This window comes from Bradyrhizobium sp. McL0615 (assembly GCF_049993905.1).
GTDB lineage: Bacteria > Pseudomonadota > Alphaproteobacteria > Rhizobiales > Xanthobacteraceae > Bradyrhizobium.
This window is the reverse complement of the sequence record NZ_CP188254.1, coordinates 8,524,565-8,546,616: the sequence shown is the minus strand read 5'-3', so window position 1 is coordinate 8,546,616 and position 22,052 is coordinate 8,524,565. Positions and strand designations below refer to the sequence as shown.

20 protein-coding genes are annotated in these 22,052 nt (G+C 63.0%); 15 read left to right on the top strand and 5 right to left on the bottom strand.

Features of this window, described 5'->3' with window-relative positions; all coding sequences use genetic code 11:
- Positions 1 to 117: 117 nt before the first annotated feature.
- From ACPPVP_RS41195 to ACPPVP_RS41170, 6 genes are all read left to right on the top strand, one after another.
- Positions 118 to 990 (top strand): patatin-like phospholipase family protein, encoded by an 873-nt coding sequence (locus tag ACPPVP_RS41195; RefSeq protein ID WP_426529561.1) that lies wholly within the window; start codon positions 118 to 120, stop codon positions 988 to 990.
- Positions 991 to 1,160: 170 nt separating this feature from the next.
- Positions 1,161 to 2,792, top strand: a complete 1,632-nt coding sequence (locus tag ACPPVP_RS41190) for an FMN-binding glutamate synthase family protein (RefSeq protein WP_426529559.1) — start codon at positions 1,161 to 1,163, stop codon at positions 2,790 to 2,792.
- Between the two features lie 99 nt (positions 2,793 to 2,891).
- Entirely contained in the window at positions 2,892 to 4,175 is a 1,284-nt protein-coding gene (locus tag ACPPVP_RS41185; RefSeq protein WP_426529557.1) for a hemolysin family protein, read from the top strand.
- A gap of 152 nt (positions 4,176 to 4,327) precedes the next feature.
- Positions 4,328 to 4,726, top strand: a complete 399-nt coding sequence (locus ACPPVP_RS41180) for a hypothetical protein (RefSeq protein ID WP_426529555.1) — start codon at positions 4,328 to 4,330, stop codon at positions 4,724 to 4,726.
- Between the two features lie 118 nt (positions 4,727 to 4,844).
- Positions 4,845 to 5,996 (top strand): efflux RND transporter periplasmic adaptor subunit, encoded by a 1,152-nt coding sequence (locus ACPPVP_RS41175; RefSeq protein WP_426529553.1) that lies wholly within the window; start codon positions 4,845 to 4,847, stop codon positions 5,994 to 5,996.
- The gene (locus ACPPVP_RS41170) at positions 5,996 to 9,295 is read left to right on the top strand and encodes an efflux RND transporter permease subunit (protein ID WP_426529551.1); all 3,300 of its coding nucleotides are present in this window, start codon (positions 5,996 to 5,998) and stop codon (positions 9,293 to 9,295) included. The genes ACPPVP_RS41175 and ACPPVP_RS41170 overlap by 1 nt, the downstream gene beginning before the upstream one ends.
- On the opposite strand, the gene ACPPVP_RS41165 is transcribed toward ACPPVP_RS41170, so the two are convergent.
- From ACPPVP_RS41165 to ACPPVP_RS41150, 4 genes are all read right to left on the bottom strand, one after another.
- Positions 9,215 to 9,565, bottom strand: coding sequence for a DUF3147 family protein (locus ACPPVP_RS41165; RefSeq protein ID WP_426529549.1), 351 nt, complete (start codon positions 9,563 to 9,565; stop codon positions 9,215 to 9,217). The two genes, ACPPVP_RS41170 and ACPPVP_RS41165, sit on opposite strands and share 81 nt — an antisense overlap.
- Positions 9,566 to 9,666: 101 nt before the next feature.
- Positions 9,667 to 11,685, bottom strand: coding sequence for a carbohydrate porin (locus ACPPVP_RS41160; RefSeq protein ID WP_426538335.1), 2,019 nt, complete (start codon positions 11,683 to 11,685; stop codon positions 9,667 to 9,669).
- A gap of 560 nt (positions 11,686 to 12,245) precedes the next feature.
- The gene (locus tag ACPPVP_RS41155) at positions 12,246 to 12,509 is read right to left on the bottom strand and encodes a hypothetical protein (RefSeq protein WP_426529547.1); all 264 of its coding nucleotides are present in this window, start codon (positions 12,507 to 12,509) and stop codon (positions 12,246 to 12,248) included.
- 152 nt (positions 12,510 to 12,661) lie between these two features.
- Positions 12,662 to 13,471, bottom strand: a complete 810-nt coding sequence (locus ACPPVP_RS41150; RefSeq protein ID WP_426529545.1) for a creatininase family protein — start codon at positions 13,469 to 13,471, stop codon at positions 12,662 to 12,664.
- 147 nt (positions 13,472 to 13,618) lie between these two features.
- On the opposite strand from ACPPVP_RS41150, the gene ACPPVP_RS41145 reads away from it, so the two are divergent.
- From ACPPVP_RS41145 to ACPPVP_RS41125, 5 genes are read left to right on the top strand one after another with little or no spacing between them, the layout of a single operon-like run.
- Positions 13,619 to 14,638 carry an ABC transporter substrate-binding protein gene (locus ACPPVP_RS41145; RefSeq protein WP_426529543.1) on the top strand — a complete coding sequence of 340 codons (1,020 nt, stop codon included), beginning with the start codon at positions 13,619 to 13,621 and terminating at the stop codon, positions 14,636 to 14,638.
- A gap of 6 nt (positions 14,639 to 14,644) precedes the next feature.
- Entirely contained in the window at positions 14,645 to 15,457 is an 813-nt protein-coding gene (locus ACPPVP_RS41140; RefSeq protein WP_426529541.1) for an ABC transporter ATP-binding protein, read from the top strand.
- Positions 15,454 to 16,242 carry an ABC transporter permease gene (locus tag ACPPVP_RS41135; RefSeq protein WP_426529539.1) on the top strand — a complete coding sequence of 263 codons (789 nt, stop codon included), beginning with the start codon at positions 15,454 to 15,456 and terminating at the stop codon, positions 16,240 to 16,242. Before ACPPVP_RS41140 ends, ACPPVP_RS41135 begins: the two co-directional genes overlap by 4 nt.
- Entirely contained in the window at positions 16,242 to 17,231 is a 990-nt protein-coding gene (locus tag ACPPVP_RS41130; protein WP_426529537.1) for a 2-hydroxyacid dehydrogenase, read from the top strand. Before ACPPVP_RS41135 ends, ACPPVP_RS41130 begins: the two co-directional genes overlap by 1 nt.
- Positions 17,231 to 17,932, top strand: a complete 702-nt coding sequence (locus ACPPVP_RS41125; RefSeq protein WP_426529534.1) for an AprI/Inh family metalloprotease inhibitor — start codon at positions 17,231 to 17,233, stop codon at positions 17,930 to 17,932. Before ACPPVP_RS41130 ends, ACPPVP_RS41125 begins: the two co-directional genes overlap by 1 nt.
- Before the next feature lie 16 nt (positions 17,933 to 17,948).
- Here the strand turns inward: ACPPVP_RS41125 and ACPPVP_RS41120 are convergent, their stop codons facing one another.
- Complete coding sequence (locus ACPPVP_RS41120) at positions 17,949 to 18,461, bottom strand: GDSL-type esterase/lipase family protein (protein WP_426529532.1); 513 nt, start codon at positions 18,459 to 18,461, stop codon at positions 17,949 to 17,951.
- A 165-nt stretch (positions 18,462 to 18,626) separates the two neighbouring features.
- On the opposite strand from ACPPVP_RS41120, the gene ACPPVP_RS41115 reads away from it, so the two are divergent.
- From ACPPVP_RS41115 to ACPPVP_RS41100, 4 genes are all read left to right on the top strand, one after another.
- A complete protein-coding gene (locus ACPPVP_RS41115) occupies positions 18,627 to 19,067 on the top strand; it encodes a YciI family protein (protein ID WP_426529530.1) in 441 nt (146 codons plus the stop codon).
- 31 nt (positions 19,068 to 19,098) lie between these two features.
- Complete coding sequence (locus ACPPVP_RS41110; RefSeq protein WP_426538333.1) at positions 19,099 to 20,376, top strand: RNA polymerase sigma factor; 1,278 nt, start codon at positions 19,099 to 19,101, stop codon at positions 20,374 to 20,376.
- A 222-nt stretch (positions 20,377 to 20,598) separates the two neighbouring features.
- Entirely contained in the window at positions 20,599 to 21,684 is a 1,086-nt protein-coding gene (locus ACPPVP_RS41105; protein ID WP_426529528.1) for a cytochrome-c peroxidase, read from the top strand.
- Positions 21,685 to 21,713: 29 nt separating this feature from the next.
- Positions 21,714 to 22,034 (top strand): cupredoxin domain-containing protein, encoded by a 321-nt coding sequence (locus ACPPVP_RS41100; protein ID WP_426529526.1) that lies wholly within the window; start codon positions 21,714 to 21,716, stop codon positions 22,032 to 22,034.
- The last annotated feature ends 18 nt before the right edge of the window (positions 22,035 to 22,052 follow it).

The following is a 22,052-nucleotide window of genomic DNA, read 5'->3' as shown; positions in this document are numbered from 1 at the left end:
CGGACCATCCCGGAATGACGGTGTACCCCCTAGTAGCCCACCCCGTTCCCCCACTGCTATAGTCACTCCCCAACGTCGCGCGGCCTGTTGCCGACGCGGCGATGAGGGAGTGTGTGCGTGTCGGTGCGCGACGAGATCGGTCCGGCGAAGACCGCCTTTGTGTTTGCCGGCGGCGGCAGTTTTGGGGCCATCCAGGTCGGCATGCTGCATTCGCTCGTCGCCCACGGCATCGCCGCGGACATGGTGGTTGGTTCCAGCGTCGGCGCGCTGAACGGTGCGTTCTATGCCGGCGATCCCACGCTCGATGGCGTGCAGCGCCTTGCCGCCGTCTGGCGGGGATTGCAGCGGAACGACGTTTTTCCGATGAACTGGCGGACAGTGCTGAGCTTCCTGTGGCACCGCGATTTCCTGATCTCCCATGACGGCATCCGCAAGCTGATCGAGGATCACATCCCCTATCGCAATCTGGAGGAGGCGAAGCTGCCGGTGCATATCGTCACCACCGACATCGTCTCCGGCGACAGCGTGGTGTTGTCGGAGGGATCGACGGCGGAGGCGATTGTTGCGTCCACCGCGATTCCGGGCGCTTTCTCGCCGATCCGCTACAAGAATTACTATCTTGCCGACGGCGCGATCTCCAGCAACACGCCGATACAGGCCGCCGTGAAGAAGGGCGCCAGGCGCCTGATCATCCTGCCGACCGGGCACGCCTGCGCGAACGAGGCGCCGCCGATCGGGGCGGTCGCCAACGCGTTGCACGCGCTGACGCTCCTGATCGCCCGGCAACTGGTCAGCGAGCTCGAAATGCTCGGGCCCGACAGCGAGTATTTCGTGGTGCCGCCGCTATGCCCGCTGGTAGGTTCACCCTACGATTTCTCGCGAACATCAGATCATATCGACCGCGCCATTCTCTCCACCGACGCCTGGCTGGCCGAGCATGGCCTCCAGCAGGGCAAGATTCCGCATGAGATGCGCCTGCACAGCCACTGAACAATGGGCGCCGGGGCGTTACGCTGCACTGCAAAAGCGCCGGACCGAGCCCGCGAATATTTTTGGCTCCCATTGTCACATCCGCGAGCGCCGGCCCGTATATCGTATGGGCTTGCCGTGTCGGTTGGACTAAGCTGCCGGCCGGCAAGAATAATTTGGCTGAGGGTTCTATGGAAACACTGCTGCTGCCGTTCTCGCCACGCTTCATCGTACTGACGATCTGCGCTGTCGTTACCGCATTGCTGATCGGCATCGGGGTTTTCGACCATAACCCGAAGATCTGGGAAGTCCTGCTGATCCCGATCGTGATTTTCGGCGCCCTCACATTTCTCGGCATCCGCGATCTCCTGCAAAAGAACCACGCGGTTCTGCGCAACTATCCGATCTCTGCGCATATTCGTTTCCTGCTCGAGGAAATTCGCCCGGAGATGCGGCAGTACTTCTTCGAGAGCGAGAAGGACGGCATGCCGTTCTCCCGCGACACCCGGGCGCTGGTCTATCAGCGCGCCAAGATGCAACTCGACAAGCGGCCGTTCGGCACCCAGGAAGACGTCTACCGCGAGGGTTACGAATGGATGCATCATTCGGTGGCGCCGAAAGCGCTTAGCGGCTCGGAATTCCGTCTCACCATCGGCGGCCCGGATTGCGCCAAGCCGTATTCGGCATCGGTCTTCAACATCTCGGCGATGAGTTTTGGCGCGCTCAGCCCGAACGCCGTGCGGGCGCTGAATACCGGTGCCAGGAAGGGCGGCTTCGCGCATGACACCGGCGAGGGCGGCGTCAGTCCCTATCATCGCGAAAACGGCGGCGACATCATCTGGGAGATCGGCTCCGGCTATTTCGGCTGCCGCAACCGCGATGGTTCGTTCAATCCGGAAGAATTCGCCCGCGTCGCGTCCGACGACCAGATCAAGATGGTCGAACTCAAGATCAGCCAGGGCGCCAAGCCCGGACATGGCGGCGTGCTGCCGGCAGCCAAGGTGTCGGAGGAGATCTCCAAAATCCGCGGCGTCCCCATGGGAGAGGATTGCATTTCGCCGGCCACCCACCGCGCGTTTTCGACGCCGCTGCAGATGATGGCATTCATCGGCGAGATGCGCAGGCTGTCGGGCGGCAAGCCGGCCGGGTTCAAGATGTGCATCGGCCATCCCTGGGAATTCCTCGCGATCTGCAAGGCGATGCTGGAGAGCGGCATTTATCCGGACTTCATCGTCGTCGACGGCAATGAGGGCGGCACCGGCGCGGCGCCGCTGGAATTCATGGACCATCTGGGCATGCCGATGCGCGAGGGCGTCAGTTTCGTCCACAATGCGCTGATCGGCATCAACGCGCGCGACCGCATCAAGATCGGCGCCGCCGGCAAGATCGCGACCGCTTTCGACATGGCGCGCGCCATGGCGATCGGCGCCGACTGGTGCAATTCCGCGCGCGGATTCATGTTCGCGCTCGGCTGCATCCAGTCCCTGAGCTGCCACACCGATCGCTGTCCGACCGGCGTGACCACGCAGGATCCCTCCCGGGCGCGAGCGCTGGTGGTGCCGCTCAAGACCGAGCGGGTCTACATGTATCATCACGCCACCCTGCACGCGCTGTCCGAGCTGCTCGCCGCCGCCGGCCTCGAGCACCCGCAGCAGCTGCGGCCGATCCACTTCTCGAAGCGAACCTCGAGCACCGAGGTGATGTCATTCGCAAAACTCTATCCGTCGCTGCGGCCGGGCGAGTTGCTCGAAGGCACCCAGGATCCGCGTTTTCGCGATGCCTGGGCGATGGCACGCGCGGATTCGTTCCAGCCGGTGGGATGAAAATCTTGGCGGTATTCCACGCTCCGTTGAGCCTTGCCGGGACGGGTTTCTGATAAGGTTTCCCCGGCGTATCGGAATGGAACCCGCAAGAAAGCGATAATGCTCTACTTTGAACTCGGGATCGTCACGGTCCTGATTGTCACCAATGGCCTGCTCTCCATGTCGGAGCTGGCCATCGTGTCGGCGCGGCCTGCGCGGCTTGCGGCGCTGGCTGAAAGAAGCGTCAAGGGCTCTCGCCGCGCGCTGGCGCTGGCATCCGATCCCGGAAAATTCCTCTCCACGGTGCAGATCGGCATCACGCTGATCGGCGTGCTGTCGGGCGCATTTTCCGGCGCCACCCTTGGCTTGCGTCTGACCAACTTGCTGGTCGGGGCCGGATGGTCGCAAGGCGTGGCGGACGCCGTCGGCGTCGGCGTCGTGGTCACCGTGATCACTTACGCGTCGCTCATCATCGGCGAACTGGTCCCCAAGCAGATCGCCTTGCGCGACCCGGAATTGGTGGCGGTGCGGGTGGCGCCTTACATGACGCTGCTTGCGACGATTTCGTTGCCCGCCGTCTGGCTGCTCGATCGGTCCGGCAAGGCATTGTTGTGGCTGCTGGGCCAGCGCGGCGCGGCCGGCGAGAAAGTCAGCGAGGATGAAATCCGTACCCTCGTCGTCGAAGCGGAGAATGCCGGCGTGCTCGAACCCGGCGAAAAGGAAATGATCGCGGGCGTCATGCGCCTCGGCGATCTTCCCGTCGGTGCCGTCATGACGCCGCGTCGCGAGGTGAGCATGATCAACCTGACCGACGACCTGCAAGCCGTCCGATCCGCGCTCGCTGCCAGCAGCCATTCCCGCTTCGTGGTCTTCGATCCGGCGGCCGATGCCGCGGTCGGGATCGTCAACGCCAAGGACATGCTGGACTGCTATCTGTCGGGAGAGACGCCCGATGTCGGCAAGCTGGTCCGCCCGGCGCCGATCATTCCGGAGTTTCTCGACGCGAGGGACGTCGTGGCCATCCTGCGCGATTCCGCCGTCCATATGGGGCTGGTCCATGACGAATATGGTGCGTTCCAGGGTGTGGTCACCAGCGCAGACATTCTGGAATCGATCGTCGGCGGTTTTCACACGGAGGAGGGGCCCCCGGAAGCGGCGGCCGTCAAACGCGATGACGGTTCGTATTTGATTTCGGGCTGGATGCCGGCCGTCGAGTTTGCCTCGCTGCTCCGCTTCGAATTGCCGGTGTCCCGTCACTACCAGACCGTTGCAGGCTTTCTGCTCAGCCATTTCGGTCGGATACCCGATGTCGGCGATCGTATCGAGGCAGAGGGTTGGCGCTTTGAGGTCCTCGATCTCGATGGCCGGCGCATCGACAAGGTGCTGGCTGCCAAAATGGCGTGATGCTTTCCGTGGACGAGGTAACCGGACCGGCCTTTTCGCGGCTTCATCACTCGAGCGAATTGTCGCAATTAGGGACTCCCGGCTTCAGATTGCCGCACCTCCGGATCGTTCGGCGGTTGTCGGCCCTGGCTCGACGATCTATATAGACCGGCATGAACGCCCTCCGCAGGAAGCCGAGGCTGACTGGTTCCCGGTCGCGCTGGCTGACGATGTTGTGTATCGCGCTGACCCTGACGTTCGGTGCGAGAGCAGCCGTGTCGGTGAGCGAGAGCGTTCATCATGAAGTGGAGATCGCACAGGCCGCTTCCCCAGCCGTAGCGATCGTTTGCCTCGGTGATGACCGATCCTGCGGCCTGCCGGAGCACGACGAGAATAAAGTCATTCCGCACGTTCACGCGGCCGATATCGGATCGGCGGGATTGCCCGCCGTCGAAACTCCAGCTGTGATTCATGAGCTGAAGGCGGAAAGCGTCCCGCTGCCGGCAAGCCTTTCTGTCGAAGGGCTGGCGCAGCCGACCCCCGAACGTCCCCCAAGAATTACCTGCATCTAAAGCGGCTGGCGCATCTGCGCCCAGCGAATGGATTCGAACGGTGTCCATGCGCCGCGTCGGTCGTCGGCCTATCCGCCGTCGCCCGCGCAGCGCGAGCTTTCTCGTAGGAACAATTTAGATGTCGATATCAAGGAAGTTGCCAGCGCTCGCTGTGGGGCTCGGCCTGGCGTGCATGCAGCCGGTCTCGGCCGCGCCTGAAAGCCAGCAAGGCCGCGAAGGCCTGATCAAACTGTCGCCAGCGCAAATCGCTGCGTTGCGGATCGAGGTGGCGCCCGCCGGGCCCGGCATGCTCTCGCGAACGGTGCGCGTCCCGGGCAATGTGATGATGGATTCCGACCGGATCGGTCATGTGCCGGCCAAGGTGATCGGAACCGTGGTCGAGCTGCGCAAGCGCCTCGGCGATATCGTGCAAAAGGGCGAGGTCGTCGCCTACCTGGAAAGCCGCGAGGTCGCGGACGCCAAGAGCGAATTCCTGACGGCGGGGGCCAATCTCGAGCTGCAAACGACCCTGTTCGAGCGCGAGCGGTCGCTGTTCGAGAAGAAGATATCCGCCGAGCAGCAATTCCTCCGCGCCGAGAACGCATTTTCCCTGTCGAAGCTGCGGCACGATCTGGCGCGCCAGAAACTCTCCGCGCTGGATGTTGACGAGGCGGAGATCGCCGAGCTTCCGAAACAGCCGGTCGCGAATATGCGGCGCTACGCGCTGCGCTCGCCGATATCAGGCCGGGTGATCGAGCGCCGGGTCGATCTCGGCGCGCCGGTCGGCGGCGATCAGCAGGAGAAGGAGATTTACGTCGTCGCCGATCTGTCGTCGGTCTGGGTCGAACTCGTCGCCTCGGCGCCGGATCTTGCGCTCCTGAAGGAGGGCGATGACATCGCAATCGAAGATTCTGCGCGCGCAAAGGCCAGCGGCAAGACCATCTTCATCAGCCCGATGGTGAGCAAGGAGACACGGACGACGCGGGTCATCGTCTCGCTCGACAACACCGACGGCCGCTGGCGTCCGGGATCTTTCGTTGGCGCAAGCATTCCCGTCGACCGGCGCGCCGTTGCGCTGCTGCTGCCGCGAAATGCGTTGCAGGCGATCGATGGAAAGCTTGTGGCCTTCGTGCAGGTGCCGGAGGGATTTGAAGCGCGCGCGGTGCAGGCGGGAGCGATGACCGAAGATGCCGTCGAGGTGATCGGCGGCCTCAAGCCGGGTGAGATCGTCGCCGTCCTCAACACATTTGTCCTGAAGTCCGATCTCGGAAAAGCAAAGGCGGACGACTAATGATCGAGAAAATCCTCGACCTTTCGGTCCGTCACCGCTGGTTCATCGTGCTGTTGACCGCGGTTGCCTGCGCGCTTGGCGTCTGGTCGCTCAACAAGCTGCCGATCGATGCCGTTCCCGACGTCACCAACAACCAGGTCCAGATCAATGCCATCGCACCGGCGCTGACGCCGGTCGAGATGGAAAAGCAGATCACGTTCCAGATCGAAAATATCCTGGCCGGTACGCCGACCCTCGAATACACGCGCTCGTTCTCCCGCAACGGCTTTGCCCAGGTGACGGCGGTGTTCCGCGACAAGACCAGCATTTACTTCGCGCGGCAGCAGGTCAATGAGCGCCTGCAGGAGATCCGGCAATCGCTTCCGCTTGAAGCCGAGGTCAAACTTGGCCCGATCTCGACGGGGCTGGGCGAAGTGTATTGGTGGGCGGTCGAATATCAGAAGCCGCCAACGGATACGCCGGTTGCCGATGGCAAGCCGGGTTGGCAGAGCGACGGCAGCTATCTCACGGCGGAAGGCCGGTATCTGCGCAACGATTTCGAGCGCGCGGTCTATTTGCGCACGGTGCAGGACTGGATTATCCGCCCGCAGATGCGCAACGTGCCGGGGGTCGCCGGCGCCGATGCGATCGGCGGCTATGTCAAGCAGTACCAGATCGCGCCGGATCCGGCCAAGTCGATCGCCTATGGCATTTCGTTCACCGACATCGTCAAGGCGGTAGAGGCCAACAATGCCAGCCGCGGCGCGAACTATGTCGAGCGCAACGGCGAGAATTATGTCGTGCGGGCCGCCGGGCGCATCGAGGATATCTCCGAGATCGGCGAGATCGTCGTCGCCACTCGCGGCGACACGCCGCTGCGGGTGAAGGATCTGGCCGAGGTGTCGATCGGGCGTGAACTGCGGACCGGCAGCGCCAGCCTCGACGGGCACGAGACCGTGCTCGGCACCGCGCTGATGCTGATCGGCGGCAACAGCCGGACGGTGTCCGCCGCCGCCGCTGCAAAGATCGAAGCGATCAACAAGGCGCTGCCGCCCGGGATCGTCGCAAAGACCGTGCTGAACCGGACGCAACTGGTCGACGCAACCATCTACACGGTCGCCACGAACCTGGCGGAGGGCGCGCTCCTCGTCGTCGTCATTCTGTTCGCCCTGCTTGGAAATTTTCGCGCGGCATTGATCACGGCGCTGGTGATTCCGGCCGCGATGCTGTTGACGGTCACCGGCATGCTGCAGGCAAGAGTCAGCGCCAACCTGATGAGTCTCGGCGCGATCGACTTCGGCCTGATCGTCGACGGCGCCGTCATCATCACTGAAAACTGTCTCCGGCATCTCGCCAACCGGCAACACCAGCTCGGCCGCCAGCTCGATCTTACCGAACGGCTGGAGACGGTGCGGCTCGCCGCCAAGGAGATGGTTGCGCCATCCGTCTACGGACAGGCGGTGATCATGCTGGTCTACATACCGCTGCTGACGTTTTCCGGCGTCGAAGGCAAGATGTTCGAGCCGATGGCGCTGACCGTCATCATCGCCTTGCTGTCGGCGTTCGTGCTGTCGCTGACATTCGTTCCGGCGATGATCGCGATCGCCGTCACCGGGCGTGTGCAGGAAAAGCCGAACCGGCTGGTTCGTGGGCTTGCCGATCTTTACCGGTCGGCGCTCACGCGATCATTGAAGGTGCCGGGCCTTGTGCTGGGTGTCGGGGCTGCGGCCTTTGCGCTGAGCGTCATGGTCTTCCTGTCGCTCGGACAGGAGTTCAACCCGACGCTCGACGAAAAGAACCTCGTGATCGAGGCGCGGCGGATTCCAAGCGCCTCGCTGGCGCAATCGCAGGCCATGCAGCTCGATCTCGAACGGGCGGTTTCGAAGTTTCGCGAAGTGGCGTTCGTGTTCTCCCGCGTCGGCACGCCCGACATCGCCGCCGATCCGATGCCGCCGAATGCTGCGGACACCTACGTCATCCTGAAACCACAGGAGGAATGGCCCGATCCATCGCTGACAAAGGCCGAACTGATCGAACGCATGGAGCCCGAACTGCAGAAACTGGTGGGCACCAGTTTCAGCTTCTCGCAGCCGATCCAGATGCGATTCAACGAGCTGATCGCCGGTGTTCGCGAGGATATGGCGGTCAAGATATTCGGCGACGAGTTCGAGCCGATGCTGAAATCGGCCAACGAAGTGGCCGGCCTGTTGCGGGGCATTCATGGCGCCCAGGACGTCAGGGTCGAGCAGGTGACGGGGCTGCCGTTCGTCGAAATCGGCATCGACAAGAAAGAGATATCGCGGCGGGGCTTGAGCATTGCCGCGGTTCAGGACGTGATCGGTACCGCGATCGGCGGGCGGGAGGCCGGGCTGGTGTTCGAGGGCGACCGCCGTTTCCAGATCGTGGTCCGGCTTCCGGATGCTCCGCGCGCCAATGCCGACGTGATCCTGGGCCTTCCGGTGCCGCTGCCGGGCGAGGGCGGGGCGCCGTCGCGCATGACCATACCCCTGCGCGATGTGGCCTCACTGACGTTCACGGAGGGGCCCAACCAAGTCAGCCGCGAAAACGGAAAGCGCCGCGTCGTGGTGACGGCGAACGTGCGCGGCCGCGACATCGGCTCGGTGGTGCGCGAAGCCCAGGAGAAGATTTCGCAAGGCGTGAAGCTTGCGCCCGGATACTGGATCACCTGGGGAGGGCAGTTCGAGAACCTCGCCTCGGCGCGAGAGCGCCTGACCATCGTGGTGCCGGCCTGCTTTGTGATGATCTTTCTGATCCTGTTCGCGGCGCTTGGCTCTGCGCGCGACGCGCTGCTGGTTTTCAGCGCGGTGCCGCTGGCGCTGTCGGGCGGGATCGTCGCGCTCTGGCTGCGCGGCATGCCGTTCTCGGTCTCCGCCGCGGTGGGCTTCATCGCATTGTCCGGCGTCGCCGTGCTGAACGGGCTGGTGATGCTGACCTTCATCAAGCAGCTCATCGAGCGCGGCCAGCCGCCGCGGGAGGCGATCATCGAGGGCGCGGTCACAAGATTGAGACCGGTTGCCATGACGGCCCTGGTGGCATCCGTCGGCTTCATTCCGATGGCGCTGGCCACCGGCACCGGAGCGGAAGTTCAGAAGCCACTGGCGACCGTCGTGATCGGCGGGCTGATCACCGCGACGTTCCTGACCCTGTTCGTGCTGCCGGCGCTCTATCGTCTCGTTGGCGCGGAAGGGAAAAATGCGGGGCCGGGAAAACCAGCCGTTTCAGAGATGGATGCCGAACCTGGCGAGCACCCAGGCGGTGATGAAGTAGAGGATCACCGTTACCGCGCAGCTCGCCGCTAGGCTGGGCCAGAAGCCGGCGCCTGCCCTCAGCATCGCCGGCAATATCAGGAACAGCGGCAGCGACGGCAGCACGTACCAGAACGTCGTTTCCGAGACACCGGCAATGCGCTCCGCATCGCCGGTGTCACGCCAGAGCCAGAGGAAGCTCAACAGCGAAAGCAGCGGCAGCGATACGATGAGCGCGCCGAACGCCGGGCTACGCTTGGCGATTTCCGACACCGCCGCGATGATAATGCCGGACAACGCGCATTTGATCACAAAGTAGAGCATGGGTGCCTCGATCAGGCACTGGAGCCCCGCTCCGATTGAATCGAAACGAAGCTCCAGATTCTTGCGCTACGTATCCCCGTGCTTGGCAGGGACGACGCAAACTAGAACTCTCCGTGCAGCCTCCCGGAGAACACGTGGACCGGGCCGCGGTCGGCATTGTACGCGGGATTGGTGACGAACTGGTAGTCCGCCGTCAGCGTGATCTGCTTGTTCAGCGCGTAGGCGTAGTAGGTCTCGAGGATGCGTTCCTTGCGGTAGTTAAGCTGCCCGTCGCCGATCAGCGGACCGAGCCCGCCGGCGGCGATGAAGTCGCGATGGTCGCGCGACAGCGCGTTGACCGCGCCGGCCAATCCGATCGTATCGTCCGGCCGTCCCCATTTGGTGCCCTTGATGGAGGTACCGAGCGACAAGGAGGCATCGATGTCGGTGAATGACATGATCTCGGTCTTGCCGTTGTTCCAGCTCCAGCGGCCGAACAGGCCGATGTCGTCGGTGACCGACTGTTCGACGTTGAAGACGTAACCGTATTTGGGGCGGCCGGTGCGCGTCAGCGAAATATCGAGATTGAGCGCCGGATCGTTCAGCGTGTCGCGATAGCTGCCGGAATTGGCGCTGCTTACCCAGCCGATGGTGCGCAGCTTGCCCGGACGGGAGAACAGCGTGTATCGCGTCTCCAGTTCGGCGACATACTGTCCGCGGCTGAACACCTGCGTATCGAAATTGTTGGAGTTGGATACCGCGCCCATCAGGAAATAGCCGCCACGCAGGGCCCAATTCTTCTGGTTGAGCTCGGCGGTCATGCCGTAGGTGAGGCCGAGCTTGTCTGCGGCATAGTCGAACGCGCCGGGAGCCCAGATCGACCAGTTCATGAAATCCCTGCGGGTGTCCTTGGCGTAGGAATTGCCGTCAAAGACGTCACCGACCGAGAACTTGCCGGCCTGCAGCGTCAGCCGGTTGACGTCGGCCTTGCCCGCCAGCTGCTGTTGCCCGCTGGCAAGTTCTTCCTGCTCGCCGCCGAATCCGAAGGTCTGGCGCACGAACAGCCGCGAGGTGTTGTAGTGCGGGTAGGGGAAGTTCGATTTCTGCGCCTCGCCGCTGGAAAACCCGGCGAGACCGACGGTGTCGCTCAGGCCAAAGCCCTGCAGCAGTTCGGGATTGTAATAGACCTCGCCGCCTTCCCAGAGCCTGGCGTTCAGAAAGAGGCTGTTGCTCCAGGTGGCCTGATACTGCCGCGCCGGGGTCAGGCTGTTGGTGCCGGTATAGGGTGCGCGGAATGCCGGGTAGCCCTGACCCAGATAGGTGGTCTGGCCGTGAATTTCCCAGCGGTCGGATTCGGTATCGGTCAGGTCCGTCTTCGGTGTCCAGCTTTTCGATCCGGGCCAATCGACCTTGCGGTTGAGGCCGATGCGGATCTGCTGGAAGTCGAGCGTTGAATTGTACTGTGTTCCCGATGAGAAGCGGACATCTGCTTTGCCGAACTGGGCATAGAGATATTCAAGCCTCACGCTCCAGTGTGGCGCGAATGCGTATTCCAGTCCCGCGCCCGCGGCCCAGCCGGGGCGAACGTTGATATGCTTCTCTTCGACGTCGACGCCGGTGGGCGTATTGAGAAAACGTTCGCCGGCCCACGCGAAACCACCGGTGGCGTAGGCCAGCCAAGGCCCGCTGGTATAGCCCACGCGGCCGCGCACGGTGCCAAAATAGTCCCAGCGCTCTTCGAGGTCAGAGCGCGCCGTCGCGAACTTGGCGACGACGTGGTTGGACGGCAGATAGTTCGGAAAGGTCAGATCGGCCTCGACGCCGAACAACAGGCCTGAGGAGAGGCGATAATTATATCCGGCCTGCACGCCGCCGATCAGGCCGCTGGCCACACTGCTGGTCGTGGCGAAGGTGGGGTCGGCCAGCGTCGCGAACGATGAGGCGCGGCCGTAGCCGGTGTGACCGCCGATATAGAAGCCGCTCCAATCAAACGCCGGGCCAAGGTGGGGCGCCTTGAGCGGCATGTCGGCCGCTATCGCCGAGCTGCCAAGCGCCAGCGCGCCGAAGGCGGCGCCGACCAGTACGCTTTCCAGGGATCGGCGATCGCGATTCACAGTGCGGACATTCCCGATGCAACCCATGCGGCTGCTGCCTGCCATCACGGCAGATTCGAATGCCTGCCGCCACCCAACAAATGAAGTCATCAACCCGTCGCCCCCGGTGGGATACCTGCGGTTCCACCCCTGCTCCAACACATTGATCGGAGTTCCCCGTCGTTCATTCCCGATCCTTATTGCAAGTAATTCGCAATAGCAAGAAGCTGGGCTGCCGATGCGACCAGATGACACCGTTGCGTGACGTGGTTGCTACATCGGCCCGGCGGCGGACCGGTTCGGAGAAATCACTGGCGGGGGTGTTCGGAGACACGGTGGGCACATCGCGACGGGCCGGGTGCTGGCGCCGGCCTATCCCCCAATAAAGGTGACCCGCCCGGGGGGACAACCGGGCGGGTCGGGTTCAGCACGGGGGTGGATGAGGCGCCCGTGCTGGACGCAAATCCACGACAGAAGCGTTTTCGAGCGAAGTGGCATTCCGGTTCGCGTGAAGAAAACGCGTCAAACAAGAAGAAGCGTTGTCAGGGTCTGAACTAGATTGCGTGAAGCGAGCGCTTCTCAAACAGAAACCAAGTCAGCCGCAGAAATCAGTAACCGCAGGTCCGAACGCGGCCGACGTAATTGCCGAAAGCGTCGAACTGGCGAACCCAGCCGCAGCGGCGATAGCCGTCGTAGTAGTAACCGTCGTTGCTGGCGGCGATGGCGGTGCCGACAATCGCGGCGCCGACGAGGCCGGCTCCAATGCCCCAGCCGAGCGGCTTGGCCTGCGCCTGGGTGGTGGACGATGCAATCGTGCCGGTAACGGCAACGGTGGCGAGAGCGAGAGCGGCGAACTTGGTCTTGATCGACATGGAAGTCTCCATCCTGTGTTAAGCGGCCATTGTGGTCCGCATGCCAGTTGGACGGAGCGTGTCAGAAAGCGGTTCGAAAACGCGCCTGGAAATATGGTTTCGTCGTTTATTTCTTAGATATTTCAGAGAGTTACGGGAATAAATCCGAGGGTTCATGGTTTACGAAGAAACAATTCCGGATCGAATTTGTCGACGTCGTCGAGCAATTCGCAGAATGCGCGCGCGCCGTGATCGAGCAGTTGTTCGCCCTTCTTCGCGGAGGCTTGGGTTGCGTCGCCAACCGCGCCGCTTTCATGCAGGTCCTGCGTCTGCCACGCGAAGGGGACCGGCCGATGCGCCGACAGCCAGCGAAATTTCTGCTCCATGTCGATACTGGTGGGGCGAAAATCGGCGATTGCTTCCTTCCGCACGCTCTGCGGATAGCGCGCCAGCATGATCGACGTCTCGGTCGCGCCGCCATGAATGCCATGCCGCGTCTCTTCCTCGGAAAACAATCCATCCGGCATGCCGAAGCGAAACCAGCTTGTGGTGACGACGAGCATCTGATGATGCGCGCGCAGATCCTGCGCCACCAGCGACATCGCCGCACTGTTGCCGCCATGGCTGGTCACCATCACCAGCTTGCGGATTCCACATCGCGCGGCGCTTTCGCCGATTGCCATCCATTCCTTCAATGCGACGTCGGTCGGTAGCGTCTTCGTGCCGGGATAATCGATATGCTCGGTGGAGATACCGATCGGCTGTACGGGCAGAAAGGTGACGGGAAGTGATGCCGGCAACAGCTCGCGCACGCGCGCCAGATAGGCCTCGCCGATCAGGATGTCGGTTTCCAGCGGCAGATGCGGGCCATGCTGTTCGGTCGCCGCCAGCGGCAGCACCGCAATCCAGCGTGCGGCGTCACTTTTGGCGATGTCGGGCCAGTGGATCTCGGTCCAGTCGCGGGGCGGAACGGTTGAAGTCATCGAGCGAAGCGTTTCTTTGGATGAATTTGCGGGGTAGTTTGTTAGATGTTCCAGGTGCTGATCCCAACCCCTGAGTCAAACCCTCGGGGACGCTCTCAACGTCCATTGCCTCCCATCATGGGCCAGAACGATCGACGGAGTCCAACCATGAACCCGGCCTTTTTGCCGCGAGCGTTAACCGCAGGTCTTCTGGCGTTGGCTGCGGCGCTGATGCCGGCGCATGCGCAGACCCTCGACAAGGTATCGTTTGGAACCAACTGGGTCGCGGAGGCCGAACATGGCGGCTTCTTCCAGGCCGTCGCCGACGGCACCTACAATAAATACGGGCTCGACGTCACCATTGTGCCCGGCGGCCCCAACACCAACAACCGCATCCTCCTGACCGCCGGCAAGCTCGATTTCTTCATGAGCGCGAACACGCTGCAATCGTTCGACGCGGTCGCCAACAATGTGCCGCTGGTCGCGGTCGCCGCCATCTTTCAGAAGGATCCGCAGGTCTTCCTCACTCATCCGGAAGCCAAAAATGCAAAACTTGAGGATCTCAAGCCGCTGACGCTGTTGGTGTCCAAGGAGGGCGTCGCCAGCTATTTCCAGTGGCTGAAGTCCGAATACGGGTTCAGCGAGAGCAAGGTAAAACCCTACACCTTCAATTCGCAGCCCTTTATCGTGAACAAGCAGAGCGCGATGCAGGGCTACGTCACCTCCGAGCCCTACGCCGTCGAGAAGGCGGCCGGCTTCAAGCCGGGCGTGATCCTGCTCGCCGATCACGGCTTCAACGCCTATTCGACCTTGATCGAGACCCGCCGCGAGATCGTCGACAAGAAGCCGGACCTGGTGCAGCGCTTCGTCGATGCTTCCGCGATCGGCTGGTACAATTATCTCTACGGCGATAATGCGCCGGGGAACGCGATGATCAAGAAGATGAACCCGGAAATGACCGACGAGTTGCTCGCCTATTCCGTCGCCAAGATGAAGGAATACGGCATCGTCGATTCCGGCGACACCTTGCGGGACGGCATCGGCGCGATGACCGACGCGCGCGTGGCGAGCTTCTTCGACAAGATGGTGCGGGCCGGCGTGGTTCGCCGCGATATCGATTTCCGTCAGGCTTATACGCTTCGCTTCGTCAACAAGGGCGTCGGTCTCGACCTGCGGCCGAAGAACTGACGCGAGATGGCCGAGCCCGCTTTGTCCGAGACCGATCTGGATGTGGCCGGCCTTGCCGTGCGTCTGCGCGCGGTTACCAAGACCTATGACAACGGCGTGACCGCGCTCGGGCCGCTCGATCTCGATGTCGCCAAAGGCGAATTCGTATCACTGCTCGGGCCTTCCGGCTGCGGAAAATCGACCGCGCTACGGCTGATTGCGGGGCTCGGCGCGCCGAGTTCAGGCACGGTGAACGTTTCCCATCGCGCCAACAGGAAGGATGGGCGGCATCCCATTGGCTTCGTGTTTCAGGAGCCCACTCTGATGCCGTGGGCAAGCGTGCGCGAAAACGTGCGCCTGCCGCTGAAGCTTGCGCACACAGTGGCGGCTGATGCCGATAGCCGCATCGAGGAAGCGCTGGCCCAGGTCGGTCTTGCCGAATTTGCCGATGCATTCCCGCGTGAATTGTCGGGCGGCATGAAGATGCGGGTCTCGCTGGCCCGCGCGCTCGTTACCGATCCCGATATCCTGCTGCTCGACGAGCCGTTCGCGGCGCTCGACGAGATCACGCGCTTTCGGCTCAACAACGATCTGCTTGATCTTTGGCGCAAGCTGCACAAGACCGTCATCTTCGTCACCCATTCGGTATTCGAGTCGGTCTATCTGTCACAGCGGGTGCTCGTGATGACGGCGCGGCCGGGCCGTTTGGCCAGCGAATTTCAGATCTTGACGGCTGAGCCGCGCGGGGAGGCGTTTCGCACCTCGGCCGAATATGCCGGCCATTGCCGCGAGGTCTCCAGCGCGCTGGCGCCGTCCTATTCCGGGCAGCGCAGCGCATGAACTCGTTCCAGAATATCGGCCGCATGTTGATGCCCTTGGCCGTACTCGCCGCGGGCCTGACATTGTGGGAACTCGCGGTGCGCGTCAACGACATCCAGCCTTACGTGCTGCCGGGCCCTTATCTCGTGTTTCAGACGCTCCTCGGCGACTGGCCGGTGCTGTCGGAATCGCTCGGCGTCACCCTGCTCACCACGCTGGAAGGCTTTATCGCTGCGGCCATAGGCGGCGTCGCGCTGGCGCTGCTGTTCAACCAGTCGAAATGGTTGGAATATTCGCTGTTTCCCTATGCAGTGATCCTGCAGGTTACGCCTGTGATCGCAATTGCGCCGCTATTGCTGATCTATCTGCCGCAGCAGACCGCGGTCATCGTCTGCGCCTGGATCGTCGGGTTCTTTCCGGTCCTGTCCAACACCACGCTCGGGCTGAATTCGGTGGACCGCAATCTGGCCGGGCTGTTTCAGCTCTATGGCGCGTCGCGGCTGCAGACGCTGCGGTACCTGAAATTGCCGGCGGCGCTGCCGTATATCCTCGGCGGCCTGCGGATCGCGGGCGGCCTGTCGCTGATCGGCGCCGTGGTCGCTGAAATCGCGGCAGGCACCGCGGGCGCCGGCTCCGGGCTTGCCTTCCGGATCGCCGAATCCGGCTATCGCCTCAACATTCCCCGAATGTTCGCGGCGTTATTGTTGTTGTCCGTCGCCGGGATTGTCATCTATGGGCTGCTGGCGCTAGTTTCGCATCTGGTATTACGGCGCTGGCATGAGAGCGCGCTTGGAAAGGAAAATTGATGGCTGCCGCGAATGTTTCGTCCGAAAAGGTCGATCTCCTGATCTACGGACCGGTCCGGCCGATCCTGGAAAACGGCTTTTCGGATCAGTACGTCCTGCATATGGCGGAGAGCCGCGCCGACCTCGAACGGTTGACGCCCGATACGATCGCGAAGATCCGCGGCATGGCGGTGACCTATCACATGGTGCCGGCCGATGCGAAGGCGCTGTCGCATTTCCCCAAGCTGGAAATCATCGCGAGCTTCGGTGTCGGTTACGACCATGTCGATTCCGCTTATGCGCGGGAGCACAATATCGTCGTCACCAACACACCCGACGTGCTGACCGAAGAGGTCGCCGACGTCGCGATGGGGCTGCTGATCTCGACCGTGCGCGAGTTCGTCAAGGCCGACCGCTATCTGCGCTCCGGCCTGTGGCAGGCGCAGAACTATCCCTTGAGCGTCGGCTCGCTGCGTGACCGCAAGGTCGGGATCGTCGGCATGGGCCGCATCGGGCAAGCGATCGGACGCCGCCTCGAAGCCTCGCTCGTGCCGGTGTCCTATCACTCGCGCAATCCGTCTTCGGCCGTGTCCTACCAGCACTATCCGGACCTGATGGAAATGGCGAAGGCGGTCGACACGCTGATCGTCATCGTGCCCGGCGGCGCAGCTACCGCCAAGATGATCAATGCCGACGTGCTGAAGGCGCTTGGTCCGCGCGGCGTCCTGATCAATGTTGCGCGCGGCTCCGTCGTCGACGAGCCAGCGCTGGTCGCGGCGTTGAAATCCGGCACCATTCTCGCAGCAGGCCTCGACGTGTTCGCCAACGAACCGAACGTGCCGGACGAGCTGAAGGCCATGCAAAATGTCGTGCTGCTGCCACATATTGGCTCAGCTTCGGTAGTAACGCGCAATGCCATGGATCAGCTTGTCGTCGACAATCTGAAAGACTGGTTTGCCGGCAAGGCGCCGTTGACGCCCGTTCCGGAAACCCCGGTGAAGGGGCGCTGATGTCGTCAGGGCGTTCAGGCATCACGGTCGCAGCGCTGACGGCGCTGCTTGCGCTTGCGTCGCAGGCGGCGGCGCAGGATGCCTCGACCCTGAAGAAGGACATGGTCGGACAATGGGAGCTTGCCACCACCGAGCGCAGCAAGACCTGCGTCGTCACGCTCAAGGGCGATACGACGCCGCAGGGGCTCAAGCTCGAACTTGAGCCCGGCTGTGCCGCGGCGCTGCCGTTCACCAAGGAAATCACGGCCTGGAATATCAAGGGGCTGGATATCGTGCGGATGCAGGATGCCGCAGGCCAGCCGGTGATCGACTTCACCGAAGTCGAGAGCGGCATCTTCGAAGGCCTGCGAACCGGCGAGGGCGTCTACATCCTGCAGAACCTCGCCGCCGCCCGCTCGCTCGCCAAGTCGATGGACCAGATGATCGGCGACTGGTCGATGGTTCGCGGCAACGGCCAGACGATCTGCGGCCTGACGCTGACCAATACCGAAGCCACCGGCGATAATTTCCAGGTGTTCCTGAAGCCGAAATGCGATCCAGCGGTCGCGGCTTTCGCGCCGAACCAGTGGCGCCTCGATCACGGCCGGATGCTGCTGCTGTCGGCCAAGGGCGAAACCTGGCAGTTCGAGGCCGACGACAATGCGCAGTGGCGGCGGGTGCCTGACGCGGCCGATCCGCTGATCATGATGCGGGGACAGTAGCCCGGCGGGCCGCACTTTAGCGGCCAATGACTCCCGCGACCTGAGACGCCACATGCTCGGCGAGCATGTGGTAGCCTTCCGGCGTCAGATGCTGGCCGTCGGGCTGATGCGGCAATCCCCTGAACGTGCCATTGGCGATCATGATCACCGGGATGCCCCGCGCCCGCAGCCGGCTCTGAATTTCCGACGTTCGATCCGGCGAGCCCTTGCGGCGGTCGTTGCCGCCGGGCTGCAGGATGACGGCGCTGGTCCCGTTCGGCACCGTTCGATCGAGGCGCTGCAACATGCCTTCGGTGGTGTCGCCGTTGATGCCGGCGTTGACGACACGGACATTGGCGCCCTTGGCCCGCAATATCGCCTCAAGTTGCGCAGGATAGGCCTGACTGCGCGCGACACCCTTGCCGTAGGTGTTGCTGGCGCCAAGCGCCACGATGGTGGCTGCGCTAGCGGGTGCAGACGCGAAGATGAAGATGGCCGCCAGGATCGACAGAAAACCCGGGACGCCAGATCGATTGGTGCACGGTTTCATGCTTGTCCCCACGAATATCGGTTCGGGCAGCCTACAGGGCCGGCACGGCCTGCCGCAATCCATCCCGCCGGGCCGATCTCCTGCAAGCTGCCTTTGCGAAAATAATTGCAAAACGCCTGTCGATCCGCCTTGTTTCCGTTCGTCGTCTCCCATAGCGAGACAGTTTTGCGGGCGATCACCGCCGCAACTCGCCTCAACGGGAGTTCCACCATGCGCTTCATGTATATCGTTACCTCGTCCCAGCCCATGCGCGGCCCGACGCCGGCTTTGATGGAGGCGATGGCCAAGCTTGCCGATCGGGAGATCAAGGCCGGCCGCATGATCGACAGCGGCGGGCTGATGCCGGTCGCTGTGGGGGCGCAGGTGCGCATCACCGACGGCAAGCTCAGCGTGGTCGACGGGCCGTTCGTCGAGACCAAGGAAATGATCGGCGGCTACGCGATCTTCGAACTGCGCGACAAGGAAGAAGCGGTCGCGGCGGCGCGGGAATTCATGCAGCTGCACCTCGATCACATGCCGGGCTGGGACGGAACATGTGAAGTCCGTTCCTTTGCTACGCCGGGTGTGGACGATGCTTGCGAGGTCAATGTGCGCGCACACGCCTGATGCGCGCGTTCGGCAAGTGCAGTCGGTGGCGATGACGGCCGCCGACGTCCATCGCACCATTCTGGCGGTCTGGCGCATCGAGCAGCCGCGCCTGATCACGGGCCTGTCCCGGATGTTGCGCGATGTGACACTGGCCGAAGACCTGACGCAGGAAGCCCTGGTGGCGGCGCTCGAGCATTGGCCCGCCACTGGTGTGCCGGAAAGGCCGGGCGCATGGCTGATGGCAACCGCCAAACGCCGCGCGCTCGATGATCTGCGCCGCCGCGACATGCTCGGGCGCAAGCACGAGATGCTGATACGCGAGCTGGAGCAGGAGCAGCAGGCGATGCCCGATTCCGACGCGGCGCTCGACGACGACATCGGCGACGAGTTGTTGCGGCTGATCTTCACGGCTTGCCATCCGCGTCTATCGCGCGAGTCGCGCGCTGCTCTCGCACTTCGGATGATCTGCGGCCTGACCACGGAAGAGATCGCGCGCGCCTTCCTGCAGCCGGAGACGACGATTGCCCAGCGCATCGTGCGCGCCAAGCGGACGCTGTCGGACTCCGGGCTCGCTTACGAAACCCCGCGCGGCGAGGAACTTTCGGAACGGCTCGCCTCGGTGCTGGAGGTCGTCTATCTCATCTTCAACGAGGGTTATACGGCCGCCCGCGGTGACGAATGGCTGCGGCCGCAGCTCTGCAGCGACGCGCTGCGCATGGGCCGTGTACTCACGCTGGTTGCGCCGCAGGAATCCGAAGCCCATGGCCTGCTGGCGCTGATGGAGCTGAACGCCTCGCGCATCGCGACGCGCACCGATGCGGCCGGCGATCCGGTCTTGCTGATGGATCAGAACCGCGCGCGATGGGACCACCTTCAGATCCGACGCGGCTTGCTCGCGCTGACGCGAGCGCATGAGCTCGGCGGTGCGCGTCGCTTCTATGCGCTGCAGGCGGCAATCGTCGCCTGCCACGCCCGGGCCAGCACTCCTGCCGAAACCGATTGGCTGCGTATCGCGGCACTCTATGCCGAATTGACGGCACTGGTGCGTTCGCCGGTCATCGAACTCAACCGCGCGGTCGCGGTCGGCATGGCTGAAGGCCCGGCGGCTGCACTTGCTATCGTGGACGATCTCGCGCACGAACCTGCGCTCAAGAGTTACCATTTGCTGGAAAGCGTGCGCGGTGATCTGCTTTTCAAGCTCGCCCGTTTCGCAGAAGCGCGCGCCGCATTCGAAGCTGCAGCACGATTGGCGGGCAACAAGCGCGAGCATGAGCTGCTGCAACGGCGCGTTGTTGAAGCAGCCCGACGCAGCGAAATCGCGCGTTGATTTCTGAATGAGCAGCGCGTCTTGCGCACGCCATGATTGCTGGATCCACTGAAAAAAGCCCGTGTTTCTGCGATTCGTAGAACTACGGAATCTCGAGTGCTCATTCCGAACACAGTGATTAACCATTGACGATTATCGTCATGCCAACACTTGCGGAATTGCGCTTTCGCCCTCGTGCCGCGTTTTTCAGGCGGCCATTGGCACATCATTCGAGGACGCGGCATGTCGGCATTCTTCCCCCGTCGATCAACCCTGTTTGCAACAGCCGTTGCTGCTGCCAGCTTTGGCGCGATCGGCTTTGCCAGCATCGGCCTCGGCGCGGTCATCGTCGGCGAAACCCGCCGCATCGATCTCGGTGCGAAGGCGGCACCCGGGATCGATGCGATGAAGGCGCAGTACAAGCGGCCGGCAACGATCCCGTTCCCGAAAGAAAATCCCTACACGCCGGAAAAGGCCGCCCTCGGCAAGAAGCTTTATTTCGACACGCGGCTGTCGGTGACGTCGGCGCAATCCTGCGCGAGCTGTCACAGCCCGGGCTTCGGCTGGGGTGACGGCTTGGCGGTCGGTGTCGGTCACGGCATGGCGAAGCTCGGCCGGCATTCGCCCACCATCGTCAATGCCGCGTGGGGCGCGATCTTCATGTGGGACGGCCGGCTTGCGACGCTCGAAGAGCAGGCGCTCGGTCCGATCCAGGCCGCTGGCGAGATGAACATGCCGCTCGAGCAACTGATGGAACGGCTTACCTCCATCGGTGAGTACAAGCCGCTGTTCGCTACGGCGTTTCCGAACGAAGCGATGAGCTCCAAGACGCTTGCCAAGGCGATCGCGACCTATGAACGGACCGTGGTCTCCGAGCGTGCGCCGTTCGATTCATGGATCGAGGGAAATGAAAAGGCGATTTCCGAGGAAGCCAAGCGCGGCTTTGCCATCTTCAACGGCAAGGCGCTCTGTTCTTCCTGCCATGAGGGTTGGAATTTTACCAATGACGGCTTTCAGGACATCGGGCTGCCGAGCAAGGATGTCGGCCGTGGCGAGTTCATGCCCGGCGTGATCAAGATGCAGCACGCGTTCAAGACCCCCGGCTTGCGCGAAATCGCGCGCCGAACCCCCTTTATGCACGATGGATCGCTCGCCACGCTGGAAGCGGTGGTTGAGCATTACGATCGCGGCGGCGTCGACCGGCCGAGCCGTTCCGACCTGATGAAGCCACTCGGGCTCACCGCCCAGGAAAAATCCGATCTGGTGGCCTTCATGAAAACCCTGACCAGCAACCTCAGTCCGACCGCGGTGCCAGTCCTGCCGCGCTGATCCCAGCCCTCTCAATCCAAGGATATCCCATGCACAAGACCATTCTGTTCGCTCTCGTCATCCTCACCGGCCTGTCGGCTGGTGCGCTCGCCGCCAACCAGGTGATCCATCAGCAGGGCCGGGTGTTCTCCTCCGAGAGCGTCACGATCAAGAAGGGCGACGCGCTCACCTTCGTGAACGACGACAGCATTCCCCACAATATCATGTCGGCCACCAAGGGCAGCGAATTCAATCTCGGCTCGCAGGCGCCCGGCATGTCGACGGATGTGACGTTCAAGGAAACGGGCGACGTGCAGGTGATCTGCGCCATCCATCCGCGGATGAAGATGATGGTGAAGGTTACGGACTAGTCGCGCCAGACCGCGTTG

Coding starts and splice junctions, on each gene's coding strand:
- ACPPVP_RS41190 (WP_426529559.1), top strand. CDS start 1,161: ATGGAAACACTGCTGCTGCCGTTCTCGCCACGCTTCATCGTACTGACG.
- ACPPVP_RS41185 (WP_426529557.1), top strand. CDS start 2,892: ATGCTCTACTTTGAACTCGGGATCGTCACGGTCCTGATTGTCACCAAT.
- ACPPVP_RS41180 (WP_426529555.1), top strand. CDS start 4,328: ATGAACGCCCTCCGCAGGAAGCCGAGGCTGACTGGTTCCCGGTCGCGC.
- ACPPVP_RS41175 (WP_426529553.1), top strand. CDS start 4,845: ATGTCGATATCAAGGAAGTTGCCAGCGCTCGCTGTGGGGCTCGGCCTG.
- ACPPVP_RS41170 (WP_426529551.1), top strand. CDS start 5,996: ATGATCGAGAAAATCCTCGACCTTTCGGTCCGTCACCGCTGGTTCATC.
- ACPPVP_RS41165 (WP_426529549.1), bottom strand. CDS start 9,565: ATGCTCTACTTTGTGATCAAATGCGCGTTGTCCGGCATTATCATCGCG.
- ACPPVP_RS41160 (WP_426538335.1), bottom strand. CDS start 11,685: ATGGGTTGCATCGGGAATGTCCGCACTGTGAATCGCGATCGCCGATCC.
- ACPPVP_RS41155 (WP_426529547.1), bottom strand. CDS start 12,509: ATGTCGATCAAGACCAAGTTCGCCGCTCTCGCTCTCGCCACCGTTGCC.
- ACPPVP_RS41150 (WP_426529545.1), bottom strand. CDS start 13,471: ATGACTTCAACCGTTCCGCCCCGCGACTGGACCGAGATCCACTGGCCC.
- ACPPVP_RS41145 (WP_426529543.1), top strand. CDS start 13,619: ATGAACCCGGCCTTTTTGCCGCGAGCGTTAACCGCAGGTCTTCTGGCG.
- ACPPVP_RS41140 (WP_426529541.1), top strand. CDS start 14,645: ATGGCCGAGCCCGCTTTGTCCGAGACCGATCTGGATGTGGCCGGCCTT.
- ACPPVP_RS41135 (WP_426529539.1), top strand. CDS start 15,454: ATGAACTCGTTCCAGAATATCGGCCGCATGTTGATGCCCTTGGCCGTA.
- ACPPVP_RS41130 (WP_426529537.1), top strand. CDS start 16,242: ATGGCTGCCGCGAATGTTTCGTCCGAAAAGGTCGATCTCCTGATCTAC.
- ACPPVP_RS41125 (WP_426529534.1), top strand. CDS start 17,231: ATGTCGTCAGGGCGTTCAGGCATCACGGTCGCAGCGCTGACGGCGCTG.
- ACPPVP_RS41120 (WP_426529532.1), bottom strand. CDS start 18,461: ATGAAACCGTGCACCAATCGATCTGGCGTCCCGGGTTTTCTGTCGATC.
- ACPPVP_RS41110 (WP_426538333.1), top strand. CDS start 19,099: ATGACGGCCGCCGACGTCCATCGCACCATTCTGGCGGTCTGGCGCATC.
- ACPPVP_RS41105 (WP_426529528.1), top strand. CDS start 20,599: ATGTCGGCATTCTTCCCCCGTCGATCAACCCTGTTTGCAACAGCCGTT.
- ACPPVP_RS41100 (WP_426529526.1), top strand. CDS start 21,714: ATGCACAAGACCATTCTGTTCGCTCTCGTCATCCTCACCGGCCTGTCG.